This window comes from Fusicatenibacter saccharivorans (assembly GCF_027667425.1).
Lineage (GTDB): Bacteria > Bacillota > Clostridia > Lachnospirales > Lachnospiraceae > Fusicatenibacter > Fusicatenibacter saccharivorans.
Genome location: NZ_JAQEGR010000008.1, coordinates 151,065 through 171,942, shown reverse-complemented (window position 1 = coordinate 171,942; position 20,878 = coordinate 151,065). Strand labels below are relative to the sequence as shown.

Here is a 20,878-nt window from a genome sequence, read left to right as displayed (position 1 = left end):
GCTGAAATATCCCTCATAGGCGGCTCCTTTCATCGTTCCTGGTCTCTCTGACGCTTTTTCTGCCATGCCTCCAGCAGCTTGATGATGGTTTCCTGCATCCGCTGGGGCGTATAGCTTTTGGGGAAATACTTCCGCAAAGTGTCAGAGGTAAATGTTACTCGGTCCAGATCACTTTTCTTTTCCTCACCCATGATGACACGCATCATATCGAGGGTCAGATGCCCCTCCTGACTGTATTTCTTGAGCCGCTGGGCTTGGGAAAGGGAAGGGGTAGCCTGCTCACTGTCCATGGCATCCAGCAGGTCTACCTGTTCGTCCTTTTTGAGAAAGGACAGTTCATAGGCAGGGTTCAGGGCAATCTTCTTTTCATCCACCATATCCATCAATTCAGAAATCAGCTCTGTCAGACGGATATAGCGAAAAATCTGGTTTTTACTCTGACCTACTTGCTCTGCCAAAACCTCGCTGGACTTCTTCCCAAAATCGTTCCCAACTTGGGAACAATTTTCTTTACTCGGTCTGCCAGCCTGTCTTTTCATGGCCTCCAGCTTCATTTTGTAGGCAAAGGCCCTTTCGCTTGGGAGCAGGCTTTCTCGCTGCAAGTTGCTGTCAACCATAATGATTGTAGCGGCATCATCGTCCAAATCCCGAACAATGACCGGCATGGTCTCCTTTTCTGCCAGTTCACTGGCTCTGTGCCGCCTGTGTCCGGCTACCAGCTCATAACCGCCCTCCGGGTCCGGTCGGGCAATGGCCGGAACCAGAACGCCATACTGCTTGATACTGTCAGCGGTCTCCATCATGGCTTCGTCATCCTTGACTTTGAATGGATGGTTCCTAAAGGGATGCAGTTCAGACAGCGGAATTTCCTGAATCTTTTCCAGCTTTGCATCCTGGCGGCCTTCTTCGGTGGAGAACAGATCATCTACCGAGGCCAGCTCTATTTTTTTCGCGCTGCTTTTCAAGTTTCAACACCTCCTTCGTCAGATTTTTGTAGCCCTCTGCCACCTTGCCACTGGGATCATGGGCAAAAATGCTTTTTCCCTCGGCGCTGATTTCCTTTGCCCGGACAGAATGGGGGATCTCTGTGCCGAATACTTTGATCTTGCTGCCATAGGTCTCCCGCAGGAGCGAGGAAATCTCTTTGGCAAAGTTGGTTCGGCTGTCCACCATCGTCAGCAGGATACCGTCTATCTGGAGCTTGGGGTTGATCTGCCGCTTTACCTTGTTTACCGTGGAGAGCAGCTGTTCCAGCCCTTTGGCGGGCAGATACTCCGCCTGAACGGGAATTATGATCCTGTTTGCAGCGGCCAGCGCATTGACTGTGAGCATCCCTAGGGAGGGCTGGCAGTCGATGAGGATATGGGAGTATTGTCCCTTCAGCGTATCCAGATATTGCCGCAAGATAGTCTCACGGCTCATGGCATTTACCAGAGATACCTCCATACCGGATAACTGGATGTCCGCAGGCATCAGGTCTACGCCCTCTGGGTGGTGCAGGATACCCTCGCCGGGACGAAGCGGCTCATCCATCAGGATACGACCCATAGCGTCCGACAGCGTAAAGGGCAGCTTGTCCGGTTGGGGATTGCCCAGGCTGATCGTCAGGCTTCCTTGCGGGTCTCCGTCAATCAGCAGGACTTTCTTTCCGGCCTGCGCCAAACCGATTCCAAGATTGGCACAGGTGGTGGTTTTGCCAACGCCGCCCTTCTGGTTGGCAATGGCAATGATTTGCGTGTTCATTGACTTCACCTCATTTCTAATTGTTTCTGTTGCTTCTGGAAATAGAAAAAGCCGCCACTCCAAAATAAAAAGTGAAGTGACGGCTCTTTCTATCGCCGGAATACGAGTTCCTGAAATGAAAAAAGCACCCAGTCATTTTATACTGAGTGCTGTATCAAATTCATATTCAATTATTCAAATTAGGTCAAACTATGTCAAACTGCCACAGACCAAAACGAGGGAACAAAGGGCTGAAAAGCGACCCCAAAACACCCCCAAAAATCGGCTCTCGGTTAACCACTTTGGGCACCACTTGACCCTCTTTTTGCCCTCTTTTTGGCCGGTTAACCACTTGCGGACCACTAAAAATTGGGTGAAAACGGTTCTCGTTTTTCCAAATTTGGTCAAACTATATCAGCCCGTTTAGATATAGTAAAACCCCGGAAAACCTTGATTTTCCGGGGTTTTTGAACCATTTTGATACGGTCTGAACAGCAGATTATCTCTTGCTGAACTGAGGTGCACGACGAGCTGCTTTGAGACCGTATTTCTTACGCTCTTTCATTCTAGGATCACGAGTCAGGAATCCTGCTTTTTTCAGAACTGGTCTGTAGTCGTTGTCTACAGTCAGAAGGGCACGTGCAACACCATGACGGATTGCTCCTGCCTGTCCTGTGTATCCGCCGCCGTGAACGTTTACGATCACGTCGAATTTATCGGATGTCTCTGTAGCTGCCAGAGGCTGACGAACGATAACTTTCAGGGTCTCCAGACCAAAATACTCATCGATGTCTCTTTTATTGATGGTAACTTTACCAGTTCCCGGTACAAGATATACTCTTGCGATAGATTTTTTTCTTCTTCCGGTTCCGTAATATTTTGCGCTAGCCAATGTTCTTTACCTCCCTATTAAAATGTTAATACTTCTGGTTTCTGAGCTGCATGAGCGTGCTCTGCACCAGCGTATACGTGAAGTTTTGTGAACATCTGTCTTCCAAGAGGTCCTTTTGGAAGCATGCCTTTCACTGCAAGTTCAACAACCTTCTCCGGTTTCTTAGCCATCATCTCACGAAGAGTAGCTTCTTTCATTCCGCCTACATAATCGGAGTGGCTGTAATAGATCTTCTGATCCAGTTTTTTACCGGTTACTGCTACTTTATCAGCGTTGATTACGATTACGTAATCACCAGTATCTACGTGCGGAGTGTACTCCGGTTTGTTTTTTCCACGTAATACTTTTGCTACTTCAGATGCCAGACGTCCTAATGTACATCCTTCTGCATCAACAACATACCATTTTCTTTCAATCTTATCTGGATTTGCCATAAAGGTGTTCATGGATATAACCTCCTGTGAAAAATTCAATTTACTGTTTCATGTATATAGGAAACCGCCTTACCGGGGCTTATGGCATCGGCGTTTTCAAACTACGTCACACATTTAGTAATTATATTATACGGATTTTGGAATGTCAACTATTTTTTACCCATATTTTGCATTTTTTTGCAAACTGCGAGTCCCGTTTTGCGGGAAATACAGACCACTTATGTCTTTACTCGAAATCCCATTCGGGATACCGGATCTGCACCAGGGTCAGCCCCTCCGGCCTGGCCGTTGCTCCCGCCATTTTTCGATCCTTCGCCGCAAGGATTTCTTTTACTTTCTCCGGCGGATAATCACCCTTTCCAACCTCAAGCAGTGTTCCGGTGATAATCCGCACCATATTGTAGAGAAAACCGTTTCCGGTGATCCGGAAGCGGATCAGATCGTCTTCTTTTTCCAAACTCGTTTCATAGATCGTACGGACCGTGTCGGTCACCTCCGGTTTTGCTGTTGCAAAGCTTTTAAAATCATGCATGCCAACCAGATACGATGCTGCCTGCCGCATCGCATCCACATCCAGCGGGCCGTACCAGAAATAGGAATTCAGTCTCCGCGTCGGATCTGCAAAGGTGCGGTTCAAAATCCTGTATTCATATGTTTTGACTGTTGCGGTAAAACGCGGGTGAAAGTCTGGCGGCACTTCGGATGATCCCTGAATACGGATATCTGCCGGAAGCCGTGTGTTGAGTGCAAATGCGATACGGTCCGCCGGCATTCTCGCATCCGTATCAAATACCGCAACATTGCCGAGAGCATGTACCCCGGCGTCGGTCCGGCTTGCGCCGATGCAGGCCGTTTTCTTCGCAAAAAGATCGGAAAGAGCCTGATTTAATACTTCCTGTACTGTAATGCCGTTTGGCTGCACCTGCCATCCACAATAATTTGTGCCGTCATACGCTACAATCAGCTTAATTCTGCGCATTCTTCTCCTCCGTTTTCGTCAAAGTCAGAGTCCGCACACGCGAAGGCCGATACTGCACACAAGGTATGCCATAAGAACGCCATACGCTGCATAATCGCGCGTCTGATACCGAAGCGGTTTCATCTGTGTTCTTCCCTCTCCTCCATGGTAGCAGCGTGCTTCCATCGCCAGCGCCAGATCATTTGCACGGCGGAATGCTGAAATAAACAGCGGCACCAGAAGCGGCACCATGTTCTTTACTCTCTGGATAATATTTCCGCTCTCAAAATCCGCGCCGCGCGCCATCTGCGCTTTCATAATCTTGTCTGTCTCTTCCAGGAGAATCGGGATAAAACGGAGTGCGATTGACATCATCATGGAAATCTCATGCACCGGCACATGGATTTTTTTCAATGGTCCGAGCAGGCTTTCGAGTGCATCCGTCAGCTGGTTCGGTGTTGTCGTCAGCGTCATCAGCGAAGAGCCGATCATCAGGAAAATCAGACGCACCGACATACGGCATGCCATAGCCACACCCTCACGGGTGATCGTAATTTTCCAGATACGGACGAGCACCTCACCCGGCGTAAATAAGATGTTAAACACCATCGTAATCGCAAGCAGCACAAAAATTGATTTCAGACCCTTCGTGATAAATTTGAACGGTACCTTCGACAGTTTAATCATCACCGCAAGGAATACGGTTCCAAGCAGATAGCCCCAATTGTGGAACAAAAAGAGGGAAACGACATAAACGATCGTTCCTACAAATTTCACACGCGGGTCAAGCCGGTGCAGAATGGAATCTGCCGGGTAATACTGTCCCAGAGTAATATCTCTTAACATACTTCTGCTCCTTTTTTCCCGTTTTTCTTCTGACTTTTCAGTGCCGCAAGAATCGTATCGCGCGCCTCTTCAACCGTTGTCGCCGTTACGTCCATGTCCATGCCGTGTTCCTTTAGCGCATGCATAATATACGTCATCTGCGGCGCCGCAAGACCGATTTTCTCCAGCTCTTTATAGTGAGCGAAGACTTTCTTCGGTGTATCGTCAAACGCCACATGACCGTGGTTCATGACAATAATCCGCTCTACATATTTTGCAATATCCTCCATGCTGTGCGATACGAGCACAACCGAAATGCCGCGCGTCTTATGCAGCAATGCAAGCTGATCGAGGATTTCATCGCGTCCCTTCGGATCAAGGCCTGCAGTCGGCTCGTCAAGCACCAGAAAATCCGGGTTCATGGCAAGCACACCGGCAATCGCAACACGACGTTTCTGACCTCCGGAGAGTTCAAACGGCGATTTTTCATACATTTCCTTTGGAAATCCGACATGATCCAGTGCCTCTTCCGCCCGTTTTCTGCATTCCTCCGGTGAAAGTCCCTGGTTTTTCGGACCGAAGCAGACATCTGTGATCACATCCGTCTCAAAGAGCTGATGCTCCGGGTACTGGAAAACCAGTCCCACATGGCTTCGAAGCTCTCTTAGCGGATATCCTTCTTTCCAGATATCCTCTCCGTTATACAGCACCCGTCCCAATGTCGGGCGGATCAGACCGTTCAAATGCTGCACAAGCGTCGATTTTCCGCTTCCCGTATGGCCGATAATCCCAACAAACTGGCCATTCGGAATTTCAAGATTGATATGCTCCAGGGCGTGCATTTCATATGCCGTTCCCGGGCTGTATGTGTACGTTACATCTTCAAGTTTCAATGACATAATGCATTCACCAGTTCTTCAATGGTCAAAATTCCCTCCGGGAGATCTACACCATTTTTTCTCAATTCATAAGCCAACAGTGTCACTTGGGGTACATCAAGACGGAGCTCTTTTAATTTCTCCACTTCGGAAAAAATCTCCCTTGGCGTCCCCTGCATTACCAGTCTGCCGCTGTCCATAACGAACACACGGTCCGCAAAAACAACCTCTTCCATGTAATGCGTAATCAGAATAACCGTAACGCCCTTTTCTTCATTCAGCTTACGCACAGCGCGAAGAACCTCTTTTCGTCCGTTCGGATCCAGCATCGCGGTTGGTTCATCAAGAACAATACATTCCGGCTGCATAGCCATCACTCCTGCAATTGCAACCCTCTGTTTCTGACCTCCCGAGAGCTTATTCGGAGAGTGGGCCCGGTATGAAATCATCCCGGTCGCCGTAAGGCTCTCCTCCACCCGTTTCCAGATTTCATCGGTCGGGACACCCAGATTTTCCGGTCCAAAGCCGACATCCTCTTCCACCACATTTCCGATGATCTGGTTATCCGGGTTCTGGAATACCATACCGGCTTTCTGGCGGATCTTCCAGACATCCTCCTCATCTGTCGTCTTCATATCGTCCACCCACATGGTGCCTTCTGTAGGCACCAGCAGAGCGTTGATATGTTTCGCAAGCGTTGATTTTCCGCTTCCGTTATGCCCGAGCACCGCAATAAACTGTCCCTTCTGGATTTCCAGACTGACATCTTCGATCGCTTTTGTTACTTCCGGCTCCTGTCCTTCCTCCTCGTAACGGAGGTATTCATACCCAAGGCCTGCTGCACGTATCATACCCATGACATTATTCCCCGCTTTCTTCTGCATCCGAGCGGATTTCATCGATCAGATTCCAGATCTCCTCACGTCCCTGTTTTGTCTCCGCAGAAAACGGAATCACAATCGTATCTTTCTCGACCTCCAGCGTTTCACGGATCAGCTTGATCTGTTTCTGAAGCTGACTGCGTTTGATCTTGTCCAGCTTCGTTGCAATAATGATCGGCTGGTAACCGTTTCGAAGGATCCATTCATACATAATGCGGTCGTTGTTGGACGGTGCATGACGGATATCAATCAGAAGAAATACTGCGTGCAGCATTTTTGACTGATGCAGATAATCCTCGATCAGCTTGCCCCATTTTGCTTTAACCTCCTCGGAGGCTCTCGCAAAACCGTATCCCGGCAAATCCACCAGATACATTTCCTCATTGATGTGGTAGTAGTTGATCGTCTGTGTTTTTCCCGGCTGCGCACTGGTACGCGCCAGTGATTTCCGATTCATCAGGGCATTGATGAGAGAAGATTTTCCAACATTGGATTTTCCCGCAAATGCCACTTCCACCTGACCGGTATCCGGCAGTTTACTGGTGATTCCGCAGACGTGCTGCAGCTCTACCTGTTTAATTACCATACTTTTCTTCTCCTGTTTTTTGCATCTTCTGGCCTTACTTCTTTTCCACAAGTGCCAGTTTTAATACCTGTTCCATGCTGCCGACAAATTCGATCTGCAATCCGTCTGTGATCTCCGCATCCAGTTCTCTTACATCCGGCTCATTTTTCTCCGGAACGAGAACCATATGGATACCGGCTTTCTTTGCCGCCAGCAGCTTCTCTTTTAAGCCGCCGATCGGAAGCACACGGCCGCGGAGCGTAATCTCTCCGGTCATCGCAACGTCTGCTTTTACCGGAACCTTTGTGATCGCGGAAACCATCGCCGTCGCCATCGTAATACCGGCAGACGGGCCATCTTTTGGAACGGCCCCCTCCGGAATGTGAATGTGGATGTCGTGTTTCTCGAAAAATTCTTTCGGAATCTCATACTGCTCTGCCACGGAACGAATAAAGCTGATGCCCGCCTGCGCAGACTCCTTCATCACATCGCCGAGCTGGCCGGTCAGCAGAAACTCTCCTTTTCCCGGCATCACATTGACCTCGATCTGCAGCGTATCGCCGCCGACTGCCGTCCAGGCAAGACCGCGCACAATACCAATCTCCGGTTTTTCGTTGGCCGGCTGGAACTCATACCTCTCTTTTCCGAGGAACTCTTCCAGATTTTCTTTCGTCACAACAACCTCTTTTACCTGTTCCTCGAGAATCTTTCTCGCGCTCTTTCTGCAGATTCTGCCGATCTGGCGCTCCAGGGAGCGGACACCGGCCTCTCTGGTGTAGCCGCTGATCACTTCCATCAACGCCTCATCCTCGATCACAAGCTGTGCTTCTTTCAGACCGTTCGCCTTCTTCTGCTTCGGAACGAGATGTTCTTTTGCGATATGGAACTTCTCATTTTCCGTATAGCTTGAAATTTCAATCACTTCCATACGGTCCAGCAGCGGACGCGGAATGTTCTGAATATCATTTGCGGTTGCAATAAAGAGCACCTCCGAAAGGTCGATCGGAAGCTCTACGTAATGATCGGCAAATTTATTATTCTGCTCGGAATCGAGGACCTCAAGAAGTGCGGAAGAGGTATCTCCCTTGTAATCTGCACTTACTTTGTCGATCTCATCGAGCAGCATCAGCGGATTTTTCACCTTCGCCTGATGGAGTCCCGCCGCAATGCGTCCCGGCATCGCGCCGATGTAGGTTCTTCTGTGGCCGCGGATCTCCGCCTCATCCCGCACACCGCCGAGACAGATGCGGACGTATTTTTTATTCAGGGCTCGCGCCACGCTTCTCGCAATCGAGGTCTTACCGGTTCCCGGAGGGCCTGCCAGGCAGAGAATCGGGCTCTCGCCTTTCTTCGTCAGGGTGCGTACGGCCAGGAATTCGAGGATTCTCTCTTTTACTTTCGAAAGACCGTAGTGATCTTCCTCCAGAATCTCGCGTGCTCTTGCCAGATCTTGATTGTCACGGGATGCCTTATCCCACGGAAGCCCCAGCAGTGTCTCGATATAGCCGCGGATCACGCCTGCCTCGGACGGATTGCTGGCCGAATTTTCCAGACGGTGGATCTCCTCGGAAATCCGCTCTTTTACCTCTTTGGAGGCTTTGAGCTTCTCAAGCTGCTTCTTATAATTTTCAATCTCGGTCCGGGAATTGTCCTCGCCGAGTTCCTCGCGGATGACTTTAAGCTGCTCGCGCAGAATATAATCACGCTGGTTCTTATCGATCCGCTCTTTGATTTTTCCCTGAATCTCCGAACGGATCTCCTGAATCTGAATCTCGTTGGCGATCATGACGCAGAGCGTATCATACCGCTCGGAAAGCTCCACAGCCTCCAGCAGTTTCTGGCGGTTTACGTAGTCGAGGGGCAGATTCATGCAGATCTGGTCCACCAGCTTTCCGACTTCTTCGGTTCCGAGGATCTGGCCTGCCAGTTCCTTGCTGACTTTCTGCGTCTGCTCGCAGTAGACGGCAAACAGCTCTTTTAAGTTGCGCAGCATTGCCTCCTGCTCGATATCGGAAAACTGCATTTCGTCCGAGCCGGTAAACAGCGCCACCTCGGCGCGGAGATACTCGCTCTCCTCTTCCTCGAAGTTCAGCAGTTCTGCACGTCTTTCTGCTTCTACGAGAATCCGCAGAACATCTTTTGGCATTCTCACAACCTGTTTGATGACCGCAATTGTTCCAATTTTATACACATCAAGCAGACCCGGTACTTCCGTATCCGGGTCTTTCTGTGTAATCAGGAAAATTTTCTGGTCTCCCAGCATCGCCTCCTCGACCGCACGAACCGATTTAGGTCTGCTGATATCAAAATGTACAATCATATCCGGCAGAATCGTCGTTCCACGCAGCGCAATCGCCGGTAATACTTTTGTCACTTCTTCCATTTAAGTTTCCTCCTGCGTTTTTCAGGCGGTTTCCGGTCTTCCGGATCTTCTTCCCATATTCCGCCGTGGAACAGGGGCCGGTTCGCCGTGAATAATCTCCGGCTCCGCCTTCTTTTCTACAGCGTCCTTGGTGATGACGCATTCTTTTGTCGTATTGTCCGACGGGATCTCATACATCAGATCCATCATCGTATCTTCCATGATTGCGCGGAGACCTCTGGCGCCTGTTTTCCGCTCCAGGGATTTCTTTGCAATCGCTTCGAGTGCATCTTCTTTGAAGTCAAGCTGTACGCCGTCCAGCTCAAACAGCTTCTTGTACTGTTTGACCAGAGAATTCTTCGGCTCAACCAGAATCTTCATCAGGGCCGTCTCATCCAGAGAATTTAACGTAACGACAATCGGCACACGTCCGACAAACTCCGGAATCAGGCCGAACTTGGTCAGATCCTGCGGCATGACCTGACGGAGCAGATCTCCGACATTTTCATCCTTGGCATGCCCAATCGGATTGTTGAATCCAATGGATTTCGTATCCTGTCTCGTCTCGATGATCTTCTCGAGTCCTTCGAATGCACCGCCGCAGATAAAGAGGATATTCGTCGTATCAATCTGAATAAACTCCTGATGCGGATGCTTTCTTCCGCCCTGCGGCGGAACGGAAGCTACAGTTCCCTCCAGGATTTTCAGCAGTGCCTGCTGTACACCCTCGCCGGAAACATCTCGTGTGATCGAAGCGTTTTCGGATTTTCTTGTGATTTTATCGATCTCATCGATGTAGATGATGCCGTGCTCAGCGCGCTCGATATCATAGTCTGCTGCCTGAATGAGGCGGAGCAGAATGTTTTCTACGTCCTCGCCGACATAACCTGCCTCGGTGAGCGCCGTTGCGTCTGCAATTGCAAACGGAACGTTGATCAGTTTGGCCAGTGTCTGTGCCAGATACGTTTTTCCGGAACCGGTCGGTCCGAGCATCAGAATGTTGCTCTTCTGCAGTTCGATGTCGGAGGATGCACCGGAAAGCACTCGTTTGTAATGATTGTAAACAGCAACGGAGAGCACTTTTTTCGCCTCATCCTGTCCGATTACGTAGTCATCCAGAAATGCTTTGATTTCCTTTGGTTTGATCAGGTTGATCTCGTCGGTATTCTGCTCGCCGTACAGATCCTCAAACTCTTCCTGAATGATCTCCGAGCAGATTGCCACGCAGTCATCACAGATGTATGCCCCGTCCGGGCCTGCGATCAGCTTGCGTACCTGGTCTTCTGTCTTTCCGCAGAAAGAGCAGCGGATCTTGGTATCATTCCCTTTTATAGCCATCGTTTTCTTCCTTTCAACATATTACAACTAAACCTTATCGCCGGATAAGGCAAAAGGTGCCACAAAAGCCTCATTGCCGGAACTACGCTTTTGGACACCTTTCCTCTCTTATCGGTTCGTAATTACATTATCAATCAGACCGTATGCTTTTGCTTCCTCTGCGGACATATAGTTGTCACGCTCGGTATCGATCTCAATCTGTTCCAGCGGTTTTCCTGTATTTGCCGCCAGAATTTCATTTAATTTCCGTTTGGTTTTCAGAATCTGTTCTGCAACGATTTTGATCTCGGTTGCCTGACCCTGTGCACCGCCGGATGGCTGATGAATCATGATTTCAGAGTTTGGCAGAGCCATTCTCTTTCCTTTGGTACCGCCGGCAAGAAGGAATGCTCCCATGCTGGCAGCCATACCGATACAGATCGTGGATACATCACATTTGATGTACTGCATCGTATCGTAGATAGCAAGTCCTGCGCTTACAGAACCTCCCGGGCTGTTGATATACATGTGGATATCTTTTCCCGGATCTTCAGACTCTAGGAACAGAAGCTGTGCAACGATCAGGTTTGCCGATACGTCAGTGACTTCCTCTCCCAGAAAAATAATACGGTCGTTCAGCAGTCTTGAATAAATATCGTAACTTCTCTCTCCCCTGCTTGTCTGCTCGATGACATAAGGTACAAAACTCATTCAATTGCCTCTCTTTCCGAGGTCTTACGCCTCTTTTGCGCTGTCGGCCATGAGAGTTACTGCTTCCTGAACAGCGAGATCTTTCTTCATCTGCTCTTTCTCATATTCGCCAACGAGCTCTTTGAATTTATCCAGCTCCATTTTGTACATTTCAGCCATTTTAGCCAGCTCTTCGTCCAGCTTCTCATCGCTGATCTGGATGTTCTCTGCTTCTGCAACTTTCTCAAGTACCAGTCTGCTCTCGATTCTCTTAACAGCCTGCGGTTTCATCTGCTCTTTTAAGGAATCAACGGTAGCGCCTGTAAACTGCATGTACTGCTCCATGGACAGACCCTGGGACTGGATTCTTCTTGCGAAATCGTCAACCATGTTCTCTACCTGCGTATCGATCATAGCTTCCGGAATCTCCATTGTTGCGTTCTCTACTGCTTTATCTACGACAGCGTTCTCTTTTTCTGTCTTAGCCTGCTCTTCTTTTTTCTTGGTCAGGTTGTCTTTGATTTCTTTTTTGTACTCATCCAGAGTATCGAACTCGGAAACGTCTTTTGCGAAGTCGTCATCAAGTGCCGGAAGCTCTTTTGCTTCGATTTTGTGGATGGTGCATTTGAATACTGCTGCTTTTCCAGCAAGCTCTTCTGCCTGATAATCCTCTGGGAAAGTAACGTTTACTTCCTTCTCTTCTTCCAGAGCTGCGCCAACGAGCTGCTCTTCGAATCCCGGAATGAAGGAATGGGAGCCAAGGGTCAGCGGATAATCTTTTCCAGCGCCGCCGTCGAACGGAACGCCGTCTACAGAACCTTCGAAGTCAAGTGTAACGGTATCTCCGTCTGCTGCCGGACGATCCTCTACATTGATGGTTCTTGCATTTTTCTCCTGCTCTTTTTTCAGCTCAGCTTCTACTTCTTCATCTGTAACGGTTGTGTCAGCTTTTGCTACTTCCAGACCTTTGTACTCGCCAAGGGTAACTTCCGGTTTTACTGCTACAGTTGCGGTAAAGATGAAAGCTTTGCCTTTTTCGATCTGCTCTACGTTGATCTCCGGACGGGATACGATGTCCAGTTTGCTCTCTTCTGCTGCTTTGGAATACTCTTCCGGAACAAGGCTGTTTACAGCATCCTCATAGAATACTGCCGGGCCATACATTTTTTCTACCATAGCTCTCGGAACTTTTCCTTTACGGAAGCCCGGAACGCTGATGTTCTTTTTCTGTTTCTGGTAAGCTTTCTCCAGTGCTTTCTCTAATTCTTCAGCCGGAACCTCAATGGTAAGTTTGGCCATATTCTTTTCTAAATTTTCGACCTGTACACTCATTTTATCAATTTCCTCCTTGATTTATCTGAAAAGCGGCAGAAAACCTGCACACCTCTCCATTCTACAGTCATTTATCGAGTATAGCATACTCTTTTCAAAAACGCCAGTGATTTTTTTATATTTCTGTGGTTTTTAGGCTTTTTTTTAGCAATGAAATACGATTTTTTCCGCCATTTCTTTTGCTTTGTCCTCTCCCTGCAGAACACGGATCAGCTCCAGTGCGAAGTCAGTGGCTGCTCCCATGCCGCGGCCGGTGGTCACATTTTTGTCGGTGACTGCCGGTACATCGAGTACGTTTGCGCCTGCCAGCTTTTCTTCAAATCCCGGGAAGCAGACAGCGTTTTTATCTTTTAAGATGCCCATCACACCAAGGATGCTCGGCGCTGCGCAGATGGCTGCCAGTTTCTTTTCCTGATCGTCATAGGAACGGATCAGCGCTGCGAGCGTCTCGTTTCCGGCCAGATTTAATGTACCCGGCATTCCGCCCGGAAGTACCAGCATGTCTCCGTCATCAAACTCTCCCTCTTCGATGGTTTCATCTGCAAGAATGGTGATTTTGTGGGATCCTGTTACTTCTTTTCTTCCCATAATAGAAACGGTGCATACGTCTTCTCCGGCTCTGCGCAGCAGATCCACCGGGGTCAGTGCCTCAATCTCTTCACATCCGTCTGCCAGAAATACATAAATCTTTGCCATGGTTTTGTCCTCCTGTGTTGTATGATCAGTCTCGTGTGTTTTGTCACGTGATATTCTCTGCTTTTCTTTGTAACAAACCGCCGCTATTATACCACATTTTTCCGCAGAATGCTTGCATTTCATAAAAATTTCAGGACTTTTTTCGCAAAAAGCCGGATTTCGCTTAACATCACGGAAAAAGCATGGTAAACTCTTGAAAAAAGCAGTGATGCAATCACGAGAAGGGGTCTCTTTTATGGAAATCGAACGCAAATACCTTCTGGATCAGCTTCCGGAAAATCTTACAAGCTATCCATGTAAAAAAATCGAGCAGGGCTATCTTTCCACCGAACCGGTTGTCCGCATCCGCCGCTCTGACGACGAATATTATCTGACCTACAAGTCAAAAGGGCTGATGGTGCGTGAAGAGTATAATCTTCCGCTCACAAAGGAATCCTACCTGCATCTGCGGGAAAAGGCAGACGGCGTTCTCATCTCAAAAACACGCTATCTGCTGCCGCTTACCGGAACGGATCTGACGATCGAGCTCGATGTCTTTGATGCGCCGTATGAAGGCCTTTACCTCGCAGAGGTGGAGTTTCCGGACGAAGCATCCGCAAACGCCTTTGTTCCTCCGGTATGGTTTGGAAAGGATGTAACCTATTCTTCCGATTATCACAACAGTACGCTCAGTAAAGGAAAAAAACTATAAATTACCAGAAAAAATCCCGGTGCCTTTTCCACGGCTGCCGGGATTTTTCCGCTCGTTTGTTTTTTTACTCTTTTTTGTGCTTGCTTTTTGCTTGTTTTGGTTTGTTTTCTTGTGCATACATTCTTTATTTTTGCTGCTTTCACATTAGCGTCATTCTGTCAAAGCGGCGGTGCTGCTCCTTCTAATCCACTCCCTTTGATTTCCGGATGCAGGCTCGTGTTGCATCAATAACAGCACTTCTCAGTTTCTCCCGCTCCAGTACGGCAACCGCTTCGATGGTGGTTCCGCCTGGCGAGCAGACCATGTCTTTTAATTCTCCCGGGTGCATTCCTGTCTCGAGAAGCATTTTGGCGCTTCCAAGGACAGACTGTGCAGCAAATTCATATGCCTGTTTTCTCGGCATTCCTTCGGCTACGGCCGCATCTGCAAGAGCCTCCAGGAAAAGAAATACGTACGCCGGCGAGCTTCCGCTGACACCTGTGACGGTATCCATCAGATACTCCGGAACAACTTCTGCGCGGCCAAAGCTTTTCAGGAGGGTTAAAACGAGCTGCAGCTCTTCCTCCGTCACGAGATCATTGGCACAGACGCCGGTCATTCCTTCTCCGACGAGTGCTGGTGTGTTTGGCATGGTGCGAATTAACTTTGTTGGTTTTCCGATTTCTGTACCCAGCCATTGTAAAGACTTACCGGGAAGAATCGATACGATAATCTTCTCGGGTGAGATGAAATTTTTGACGAGGTTTATTATATTTTTTATTTGGTTTGGCTTTACTGCCAGGAATACAAGATCGGATCCGGCTACGACCGCTTCGTTCTCCGTAGTCGCCTGGACTCCAAACTGGTTGGTCAAGCGTTCCACACTTTTCTCCGTGCGGACCGATACCAGAATGTCATCTGCAGATACAACTCCTTTTTGGATCATTCCGCCAATCATGGCACTCGCCATGTTGCCGCCGCCGATAAAACCTACTTTCATGTCTGTTCGCCTCCGTATGCCTGTGTTGTAAAAAATATATGCGACACCCATAGTATGCAACAAAATTTACTTTTTTGCAATACTTTTTCTCTATTTTTCTGCTTTTCTTTTACAATTTTCTTTATTTTTTTCGAATGAAATGTCGCTGTTTGTCGACGAATGTCGAAAAGTGTCTTTTTCTGTCTTTTTTCGCTTTTCTATTCCGCCGGAATCAGCCTTTGGCGGCGGCCTCTTCGGCGTATTTTGTTGTCACGAGTGTCTTGTACGGTGCCTTTTTCTCCAGCTCTCCCGCCTGCTCCAGAATCTCCTGCAGAAGATCAAAACTTTCTTCCTCAAAGATCAGATTTTCTTTCCACGTATCCTGCTCATAGTAGCGGCGCACGATCGCGGTGATGGTTTCCAGCTCGGTTTCTGCAAACTGCGGCGCAATCACTTCTGCAATCTCCTCCGGTGTGTGCGTCTGCACGAAGTCCATTCCCTTCTGCAGTGCCTTCGTGAATTTTTCTACGGTTGCGCCGTGCGTTTTCAGATAACTCTGTTTGACGCTGTACGACGTATACGGCACATACCCGGATTCCGTTCCGACCGATGCCACGACATAGCCGTCGCCTTTCTGCTCGAGCAGTGTCGCGGACGGTTCAAATTCAATCGTATAATCCCCCTGCCCGCCGGAGAACGCGGCAGCTGTGGAACCAAAATCGATGCTCTGGTTGATGTTTACGTCTTTTTTATCAATCCCTTTCTGCGCCAGAACATACTCAAAGACCATTTCCGGCATACCGCCTTTTCTTCCCCCTAATACCTCTTTGTTTTTCAATTTCTCCCAGGTAAACGAATTGTCTTTCTCTCTTCCCACAACAAAGTTTCCCGCCCGCTGCGTCAGCTGCGCGAAGTTCACAACCGGGTCTGCGGTTCCCTCGAGGTACGCGTAGACGGTTGCCTCCGCCCCCATAAACCCGATATCCGCCTCGCCGGAAATCATCGCCGTCAGCACTTTATCTGCACCAAATCCTGTCATCAGCGTCAGATCAATGCCCTCGTCCGCGAAATACCCCTCCTCAATTGCCACGTACTGCGGGGCGTAAAAAATGGAGTGGGCAACCTCATTTAATGTCACCTGCTCCACTTTTTCTTTTGTCTCATCTTTTGCCCCGCATCCCGCCAGCGTCACTGCCGCCATTGCCAGTACAAGCGCACCTGTCAGCCATTTTCCTTTCATCAACAGATTCTCCTGTTTTTTCATTCTAACCTTAGAATATGATTTCCCGGTAAAAATGCGTGCAAAAAACGAAGGAGAAATGTTCGAATTTCGTTTCTCCTTCGTTTCTTATTTCTTCTCTTGTTTTTCTTTTGCCTTCTGTTCTTCTTTCGTCCGGATTTTGTCTTCGTACATTTTCTTTTCATTCTACAATCTACCTTATCGCTCCGTCAACACATTTAGGCTTCCTTTTCCGAAATTTTCTATTTTGAAAAACAAATTGAGGATCTCCGCAAAATTTGTTATAGTAAGGGTAATTCAAACAGTTACAAAGGAGGCTATTATGAAAATAAAATCAGTTGCTGTTCTGGGCGCCGGAGCGGTTGGGTCTTATGTGATCTGGGGGCTTTCGGAGAAAAAGGACATCCGGCTTGGCGTTATCGCGTCCGGGGAACGGGCGAAGCGTCTGAAAAACAAAGGATGCAAAATTAACGATACGGTTTATCACCCGGAGGTATGGACACCGGAAGAGGCACACGACGTGGATTTTCTGATCGTCTCGCTCAAATACGGCGCACTGCCGGGGGCTCTTGACAATATTACTGCCGTTACCGGCGAGAATACTGTGATCATGAGTCTGATGAACGGCGTGGACAGTGAGGAGATCATCGCGCAAAAAGTCGGTGCGGAGCATCTGCTTCATGCTGTTATCAAAGTAGCTTCTCATAAAGAGAATGACGGCTACGTTTTCAACCCTGAGGCGACGCTCGGCATCATTTTCGGCGAAGTTTCGGCGCCGTACGACAGTGAGCGTGTGCAGGCTGTTCTTGATCTGTTCTCCGGCACAGGGCTGCATTACCGGGCAACCGATTGTATTTTAGAGGAAATATGGAGCAAATTCCGGCTGAATGTCTGCAATAACCTGCCGCAGGCTATTCTCGGTGCCGGGGTCGGCTGCTACCGCGACAGTGTGCATATGAAGGCGATCAGCGACGGACTCCGCGCAGAACTGATGGCGATTGCGGAGGCAAAGGGAATTGATATCAGCAAGGCGGATGTCTCCTCGGGACGCGGAAGTGCGGTTCCGCCGACGGCGCGCTACTCAACGCTCCAGGATCTCGATGCGGGACGCCATACGGAAATTGATATGTTCTCGGGTGCGCTGATCCGCATGGGAAAAGAGCTTGGAATTCCAACGCCTTACAATGAATTTACGTACCATATGATCAAAGCACTGGAAGAGAAAAACGACGGACGGTTTGACTACAGCGGAAGCGAAGAACCGCTCTGGGCGAAATAGATACGATAGGAGAATCTCACGATGAAAGAAATCAAATGGGCTGTACTCGGATGCGGTGTGATTGCAAATGAAATGGCGGTCGCACTGCAGAAAAACGGAAAGAATATTTACGCGGTCGGCAACCGGACCCATGAGAAGGCGGCTGCTTTTGCGGAGAAATATGGAATTGGAAAAGTTTACGATGATTTCCATGAGATGTTTACCGATCCGGAGGTCGGTGTCATTTATATCACGACGCCGCACAACACGCATCTTGGCTTTATGAAAGAGGCGATTGCCAATGGAAAACACATTCTCGTTGAGAAATCGATTACGCTGAACAGCGACGAGCTCGACGAGGCCATAGCGCTTGCAAAAGAAAAAGGTGTCATCATCGGAGAGGCAATGACGATTTACCATATGCCGATCTACAAAGAGCTGAAAAAAATTCTCGACTCCGGCCGTCTCGGCAGAGTCAATCTGATCACGATGAACTTCGGCAGTTTCAAAGAGTACAACATGAAGAACCGCTTCTTCAACCGGAATCTCGCAGGCGGCGCGATGCTTGATATCGGCGTATACGCACTCTCCTTCCTCCGCTGGTTCTTCGACTCCAAGCCGGATCAGCTCCTTTCCCAGGTAAAGCCCGCTCCGACCGGTGTGGACGAGCAGGCCGGCCTCCTTCTCACCAATCAGGAAGGACAGATGGCAAGTGTGATGCTCTCTCTCCACTCCAAACAGCCGAAACGCGGCATGGTTTCCTGTGAGAACGGATTTATCGAGATCATGGAGTACCCGCGTGCCTGGGAAGCAAAAATCACAGACGCTTCCACCGGCGAATCCGAAATCATCAAAGCCGGTGACAACGCCGATGCACTCGCCTATGAGCTCGCCGACATGGAACGCGCCATCAATGGAGATGCATCTGCCATGCACCTCGACTACACGAAGGACGTCATGGATCTGATGACCTCCTTCCGCAGAACCTGGGGCTATACGTACCCGGAGGAAGAAAAATAAGATTCGCACATCAAAAGCCCCTGCCCGGCACACATCAGATGCCGGGCAGGGGCACTTCTTTTCACCTGCAATACTCTGCAATTTTCTTTTTCAGTAATTCCGCATCAATCGGCTTTGCGATATGCACGTCCACGAGGATCAGGTCGAAGGTGTACTCCGGGCTGTCCTGGTAGAGTTCAAGCTTCTTTGTTCTTCCATCGTTTCACCTGTCTTCCACGCATATTTTATACTTCATTTTACGCTGATATTATTTTCTCTGTCAACCCAAATAACATTACATTTCCAATATTTTGCATGTCTTTTTTATTTTTCTGAAATTTTTTTAAATCTTCCGTTTTTCTCTTGCACAATTGTTTTTATGCGTATATAATTGTCTGCAGAAAGCAAAGGGGAGCTCGCGTGCGAAGCGGGCTGAGAGTAGGATGCATCTCCTAGACCCTGAACCTGATTTGGGTAATGCCAACGTAGGGAGATACGATATGCACATTTTCTGCAGATATACCTCCACGTATATCTGCTTTTTTAATCTCTATGAACACATCATCAACAGGTTCTTCCAGTACCACAAGGGAATTTGCTTCTGCAAAAATACTCACACAGGAGGAACAAAAAATTATGTTAGGCACTTGTCTTGACAATGTCAGAAAAACAACCCCTCTCGTACACAACATCACAAATTACGTTACAGTAAACGATGTCGCCAATATTCTGCTGGCATGCGGCGCAAGCCCGATCATGTCCGATGAACCGGAGGATGTCGAGGATATCACCTCCATCTGCGGCGGTCTGAACATCAACATCGGAACGCTGCACAGAACGAGCATCGACGGCATGTACCGTGCCGGTGCAAAAGCAGCTTCGCTCGGCCACAAAATCCTGCTCGATCCAGTCGGCGCAGGCGCAAGCCACTTACGTACTTCGACCGCAGTCGGACTGATGAAAAAAATCCCGTTCACCGTCATCCGCGGAAATATTTCCGAAATCAAAACACTGGCACTTGGAAGCGGAACGACAAAGGGTGTTGACGCAGACGTTGCCGATAAAGTAACAGACGAAAACCTCGACAGCGCCGTTGCTTTTGCAAAAAACTTTGCGAAAGACCACAACTGTGTTGTCGCCATCACAGGAGCGATCGACCTCGTTGCCGATGCTGACACCTGCTACGTGATCCGCAACGGACGCGCCGAGATGGGAAGCATCACCGGAACAGGCTGCCAGCTCTCCGGCATGATGACCGCTTACCTCGTTGCCAACCCGGACGAGCCGTTAAAAGCCGCTGCTGCCGCTGTCTGCGCGATGGGATTTGCCGGCGAGATCGGCTGGAGCCATATGAAACCGGAAGACGGCAACTCCACCTACCGGAACCGCATCATCGACGCCATCTACCACATGGACGGCGAGACGCTGGAGAAAGGTGCAAAGTATGAAGTGCGATAAAAAAGGCCTGCTTTTATATGCTGTGACAGACCGCAGCTGGCTGAACGGCGAGACACTGTACAGCCAGGTGGAAAAGGCTCTGCAGGGCGGCGCAACGTTTATCCAGCTCCGCGAAAAAAATCTTGACCAGGATCACTTTATGGAAGAGGCACTGGAACTGAAAAAACTCTGTGCCGCATACCATGTTCCTTTCGTCATCAACGATAACGTGGAAATCGCAGCTAAGATGGATGCGGACGGCGTTCATGTCGGCCAGAGCGATATGGAGGCCGGCGATGTCCGTGCAAAGCTTGGCCCGGACAAGATCATCGGCGTTTCGGCACAGACCGTGGAACAGGCCATTCTCGCCGAGCAGCGCGGGGCAGATTACCTCGGCGTCGGCGCAGTCTTCCACACCGGTTCCAAGGCGGATGCGGAGGATGTCAGCCACGAAACGCTGACTGCTATCTGCAATGCCGTTAAAATCCCTGTCATCGCCATCGGCGGCATCACACGCGATAACGTGACGGAGCTTTCCGGCAGCGGCATCTGCGGCATCGCCGTCATCAGTGCCATTTTTGCACAGAAAGACATTGTTTCCGCAACGAAGGCTCTGAAAGAACAGACTCTGCGCATGCTGGAAAACAAATAATTTTACGTAACCATTCATCCTCACACCAGGCGGCAGACTGGGGGCACCACTTTCTTTGTCGCCTGTCCAAAAAGAAAAGTAATGCAAAGGA

Annotated in this window: 21 protein-coding genes and 1 riboswitch; of the genes, 5 read left to right on the top strand and 16 right to left on the bottom strand. The window is 49.1% G+C overall.

Going from position 1 to position 20,878, the window contains the following annotated elements; all coding sequences use genetic code 11:
- Positions 1-29: 29 nt before the first annotated feature.
- The 14 genes from PGS38_RS09480 to PGS38_RS09415 all read right to left on the bottom strand — a co-directional run bounded on the left by PGS38_RS09480 (position 30) and on the right by PGS38_RS09415 (position 13,552).
- Positions 30-965, bottom strand: a complete 936-nt coding sequence (locus tag PGS38_RS09480; RefSeq protein ID WP_118639942.1) for a ParB/RepB/Spo0J family partition protein — start codon at positions 963-965, stop codon at positions 30-32.
- Positions 922-1,743: a ParA family protein gene (locus PGS38_RS09475; protein ID WP_270476190.1), complete on the bottom strand. Its 822-nt coding sequence runs from the start codon at positions 1,741-1,743 to the stop codon at positions 922-924. The genes PGS38_RS09480 and PGS38_RS09475 overlap by 44 nt, the downstream gene beginning before the upstream one ends.
- A 478-nt stretch (positions 1,744-2,221) precedes the next feature.
- Positions 2,222-2,614 carry a 30S ribosomal protein S9 gene (gene rpsI, locus PGS38_RS09470; protein WP_117509622.1) on the bottom strand — a complete coding sequence of 131 codons (393 nt, stop codon included), beginning with the start codon at positions 2,612-2,614 and terminating at the stop codon, positions 2,222-2,224.
- A gap of 17 nt (positions 2,615-2,631) precedes the next feature.
- A complete protein-coding gene (rplM, locus tag PGS38_RS09465; protein ID WP_055219851.1) occupies positions 2,632-3,060 on the bottom strand; it encodes a 50S ribosomal protein L13 in 429 nt (142 codons plus the stop codon).
- Positions 3,061-3,274: 214 nt separating this feature from the next.
- On the bottom strand, positions 3,275-4,027 hold the full coding sequence (gene truA, locus PGS38_RS09460; RefSeq protein WP_055265739.1) for a tRNA pseudouridine(38-40) synthase TruA: 753 nt from the start codon (positions 4,025-4,027) through the stop codon (positions 3,275-3,277).
- 24 nt (positions 4,028-4,051) lie between these two features.
- Positions 4,052-4,852, bottom strand: coding sequence for an energy-coupling factor transporter transmembrane component T family protein (locus tag PGS38_RS09455; protein ID WP_055265741.1), 801 nt, complete (start codon positions 4,850-4,852; stop codon positions 4,052-4,054).
- Positions 4,846-5,730, bottom strand: a complete 885-nt coding sequence (locus tag PGS38_RS09450; RefSeq protein WP_119188957.1) for an energy-coupling factor transporter ATPase — start codon at positions 5,728-5,730, stop codon at positions 4,846-4,848. Before PGS38_RS09450 ends, PGS38_RS09455 begins: the two co-directional genes overlap by 7 nt.
- Positions 5,721-6,566 (bottom strand): energy-coupling factor transporter ATPase, encoded by an 846-nt coding sequence (locus PGS38_RS09445; protein ID WP_118594702.1) that lies wholly within the window; start codon positions 6,564-6,566, stop codon positions 5,721-5,723. Before PGS38_RS09445 ends, PGS38_RS09450 begins: the two co-directional genes overlap by 10 nt.
- A 4-nt stretch (positions 6,567-6,570) precedes the next feature.
- Complete coding sequence (gene yihA / locus PGS38_RS09440; protein WP_117814340.1) at positions 6,571-7,176, bottom strand: ribosome biogenesis GTP-binding protein YihA/YsxC; 606 nt, start codon at positions 7,174-7,176, stop codon at positions 6,571-6,573.
- Between the two features lie 34 nt (positions 7,177-7,210).
- Positions 7,211-9,538, bottom strand: a complete 2,328-nt coding sequence (gene lon, locus PGS38_RS09435) for an endopeptidase La (protein WP_055219840.1) — start codon at positions 9,536-9,538, stop codon at positions 7,211-7,213.
- Between the two features lie 21 nt (positions 9,539-9,559).
- Positions 9,560-10,855 (bottom strand): ATP-dependent Clp protease ATP-binding subunit ClpX, encoded by a 1,296-nt coding sequence (gene clpX, locus PGS38_RS09430; protein WP_055219839.1) that lies wholly within the window; start codon positions 10,853-10,855, stop codon positions 9,560-9,562.
- A gap of 108 nt (positions 10,856-10,963) precedes the next feature.
- On the bottom strand, positions 10,964-11,545 hold the full coding sequence (gene clpP, locus PGS38_RS09425; protein ID WP_022461349.1) for an ATP-dependent Clp endopeptidase proteolytic subunit ClpP: 582 nt from the start codon (positions 11,543-11,545) through the stop codon (positions 10,964-10,966).
- A gap of 24 nt (positions 11,546-11,569) precedes the next feature.
- Entirely contained in the window at positions 11,570-12,856 is a 1,287-nt protein-coding gene (tig, locus tag PGS38_RS09420) for a trigger factor (RefSeq protein WP_022461348.1), read from the bottom strand.
- Between the two features lie 144 nt (positions 12,857-13,000).
- A complete protein-coding gene (locus tag PGS38_RS09415; protein WP_117760595.1) occupies positions 13,001-13,552 on the bottom strand; it encodes a DJ-1 family glyoxalase III in 552 nt (183 codons plus the stop codon).
- Positions 13,553-13,787: 235 nt separating this feature from the next.
- Between PGS38_RS09415 and PGS38_RS09410 the strand changes: the two genes are divergently transcribed.
- Positions 13,788-14,243 carry a CYTH domain-containing protein gene (locus PGS38_RS09410; RefSeq protein WP_022461346.1) on the top strand — a complete coding sequence of 152 codons (456 nt, stop codon included), beginning with the start codon at positions 13,788-13,790 and terminating at the stop codon, positions 14,241-14,243.
- A 181-nt stretch (positions 14,244-14,424) separates the two neighbouring features.
- Here the strand turns inward: PGS38_RS09410 and proC are convergent, their stop codons facing one another.
- Both proC and PGS38_RS09400 read right to left on the bottom strand, forming a co-directional pair.
- A complete protein-coding gene (proC, locus tag PGS38_RS09405) occupies positions 14,425-15,222 on the bottom strand; it encodes a pyrroline-5-carboxylate reductase (RefSeq protein ID WP_117760472.1) in 798 nt (265 codons plus the stop codon).
- 211 nt (positions 15,223-15,433) lie between these two features.
- Positions 15,434-16,441, bottom strand: coding sequence for an ABC transporter substrate-binding protein (locus PGS38_RS09400; protein WP_118640316.1), 1,008 nt, complete (start codon positions 16,439-16,441; stop codon positions 15,434-15,436).
- A 322-nt stretch (positions 16,442-16,763) separates the two neighbouring features.
- Here PGS38_RS09400 and PGS38_RS09395 point away from each other — a divergent pair, with 322 nt between their 5' ends.
- The 4 genes from PGS38_RS09395 to thiE all read left to right on the top strand — a co-directional run bounded on the left by PGS38_RS09395 (position 16,764) and on the right by thiE (position 20,787).
- Positions 16,764-17,720 (top strand): ketopantoate reductase family protein, encoded by a 957-nt coding sequence (locus PGS38_RS09395; protein ID WP_119188958.1) that lies wholly within the window; start codon positions 16,764-16,766, stop codon positions 17,718-17,720.
- A 21-nt stretch (positions 17,721-17,741) separates the two neighbouring features.
- The gene (locus PGS38_RS09390) at positions 17,742-18,719 is read left to right on the top strand and encodes a Gfo/Idh/MocA family protein (protein ID WP_119188959.1); all 978 of its coding nucleotides are present in this window, start codon (positions 17,742-17,744) and stop codon (positions 18,717-18,719) included.
- Positions 18,720-19,096: 377 nt separating this feature from the next.
- Positions 19,097-19,208: riboswitch (TPP riboswitch) on the top strand.
- Between the two features lie 126 nt (positions 19,209-19,334).
- A complete protein-coding gene (gene thiM, locus PGS38_RS09385) occupies positions 19,335-20,156 on the top strand; it encodes a hydroxyethylthiazole kinase (RefSeq protein WP_119188960.1) in 822 nt (273 codons plus the stop codon).
- Complete coding sequence (gene thiE, locus PGS38_RS09380; RefSeq protein WP_119188961.1) at positions 20,143-20,787, top strand: thiamine phosphate synthase; 645 nt, start codon at positions 20,143-20,145, stop codon at positions 20,785-20,787. Before thiM ends, thiE begins: the two co-directional genes overlap by 14 nt.
- Positions 20,788-20,878 lie beyond the last annotated feature (91 nt).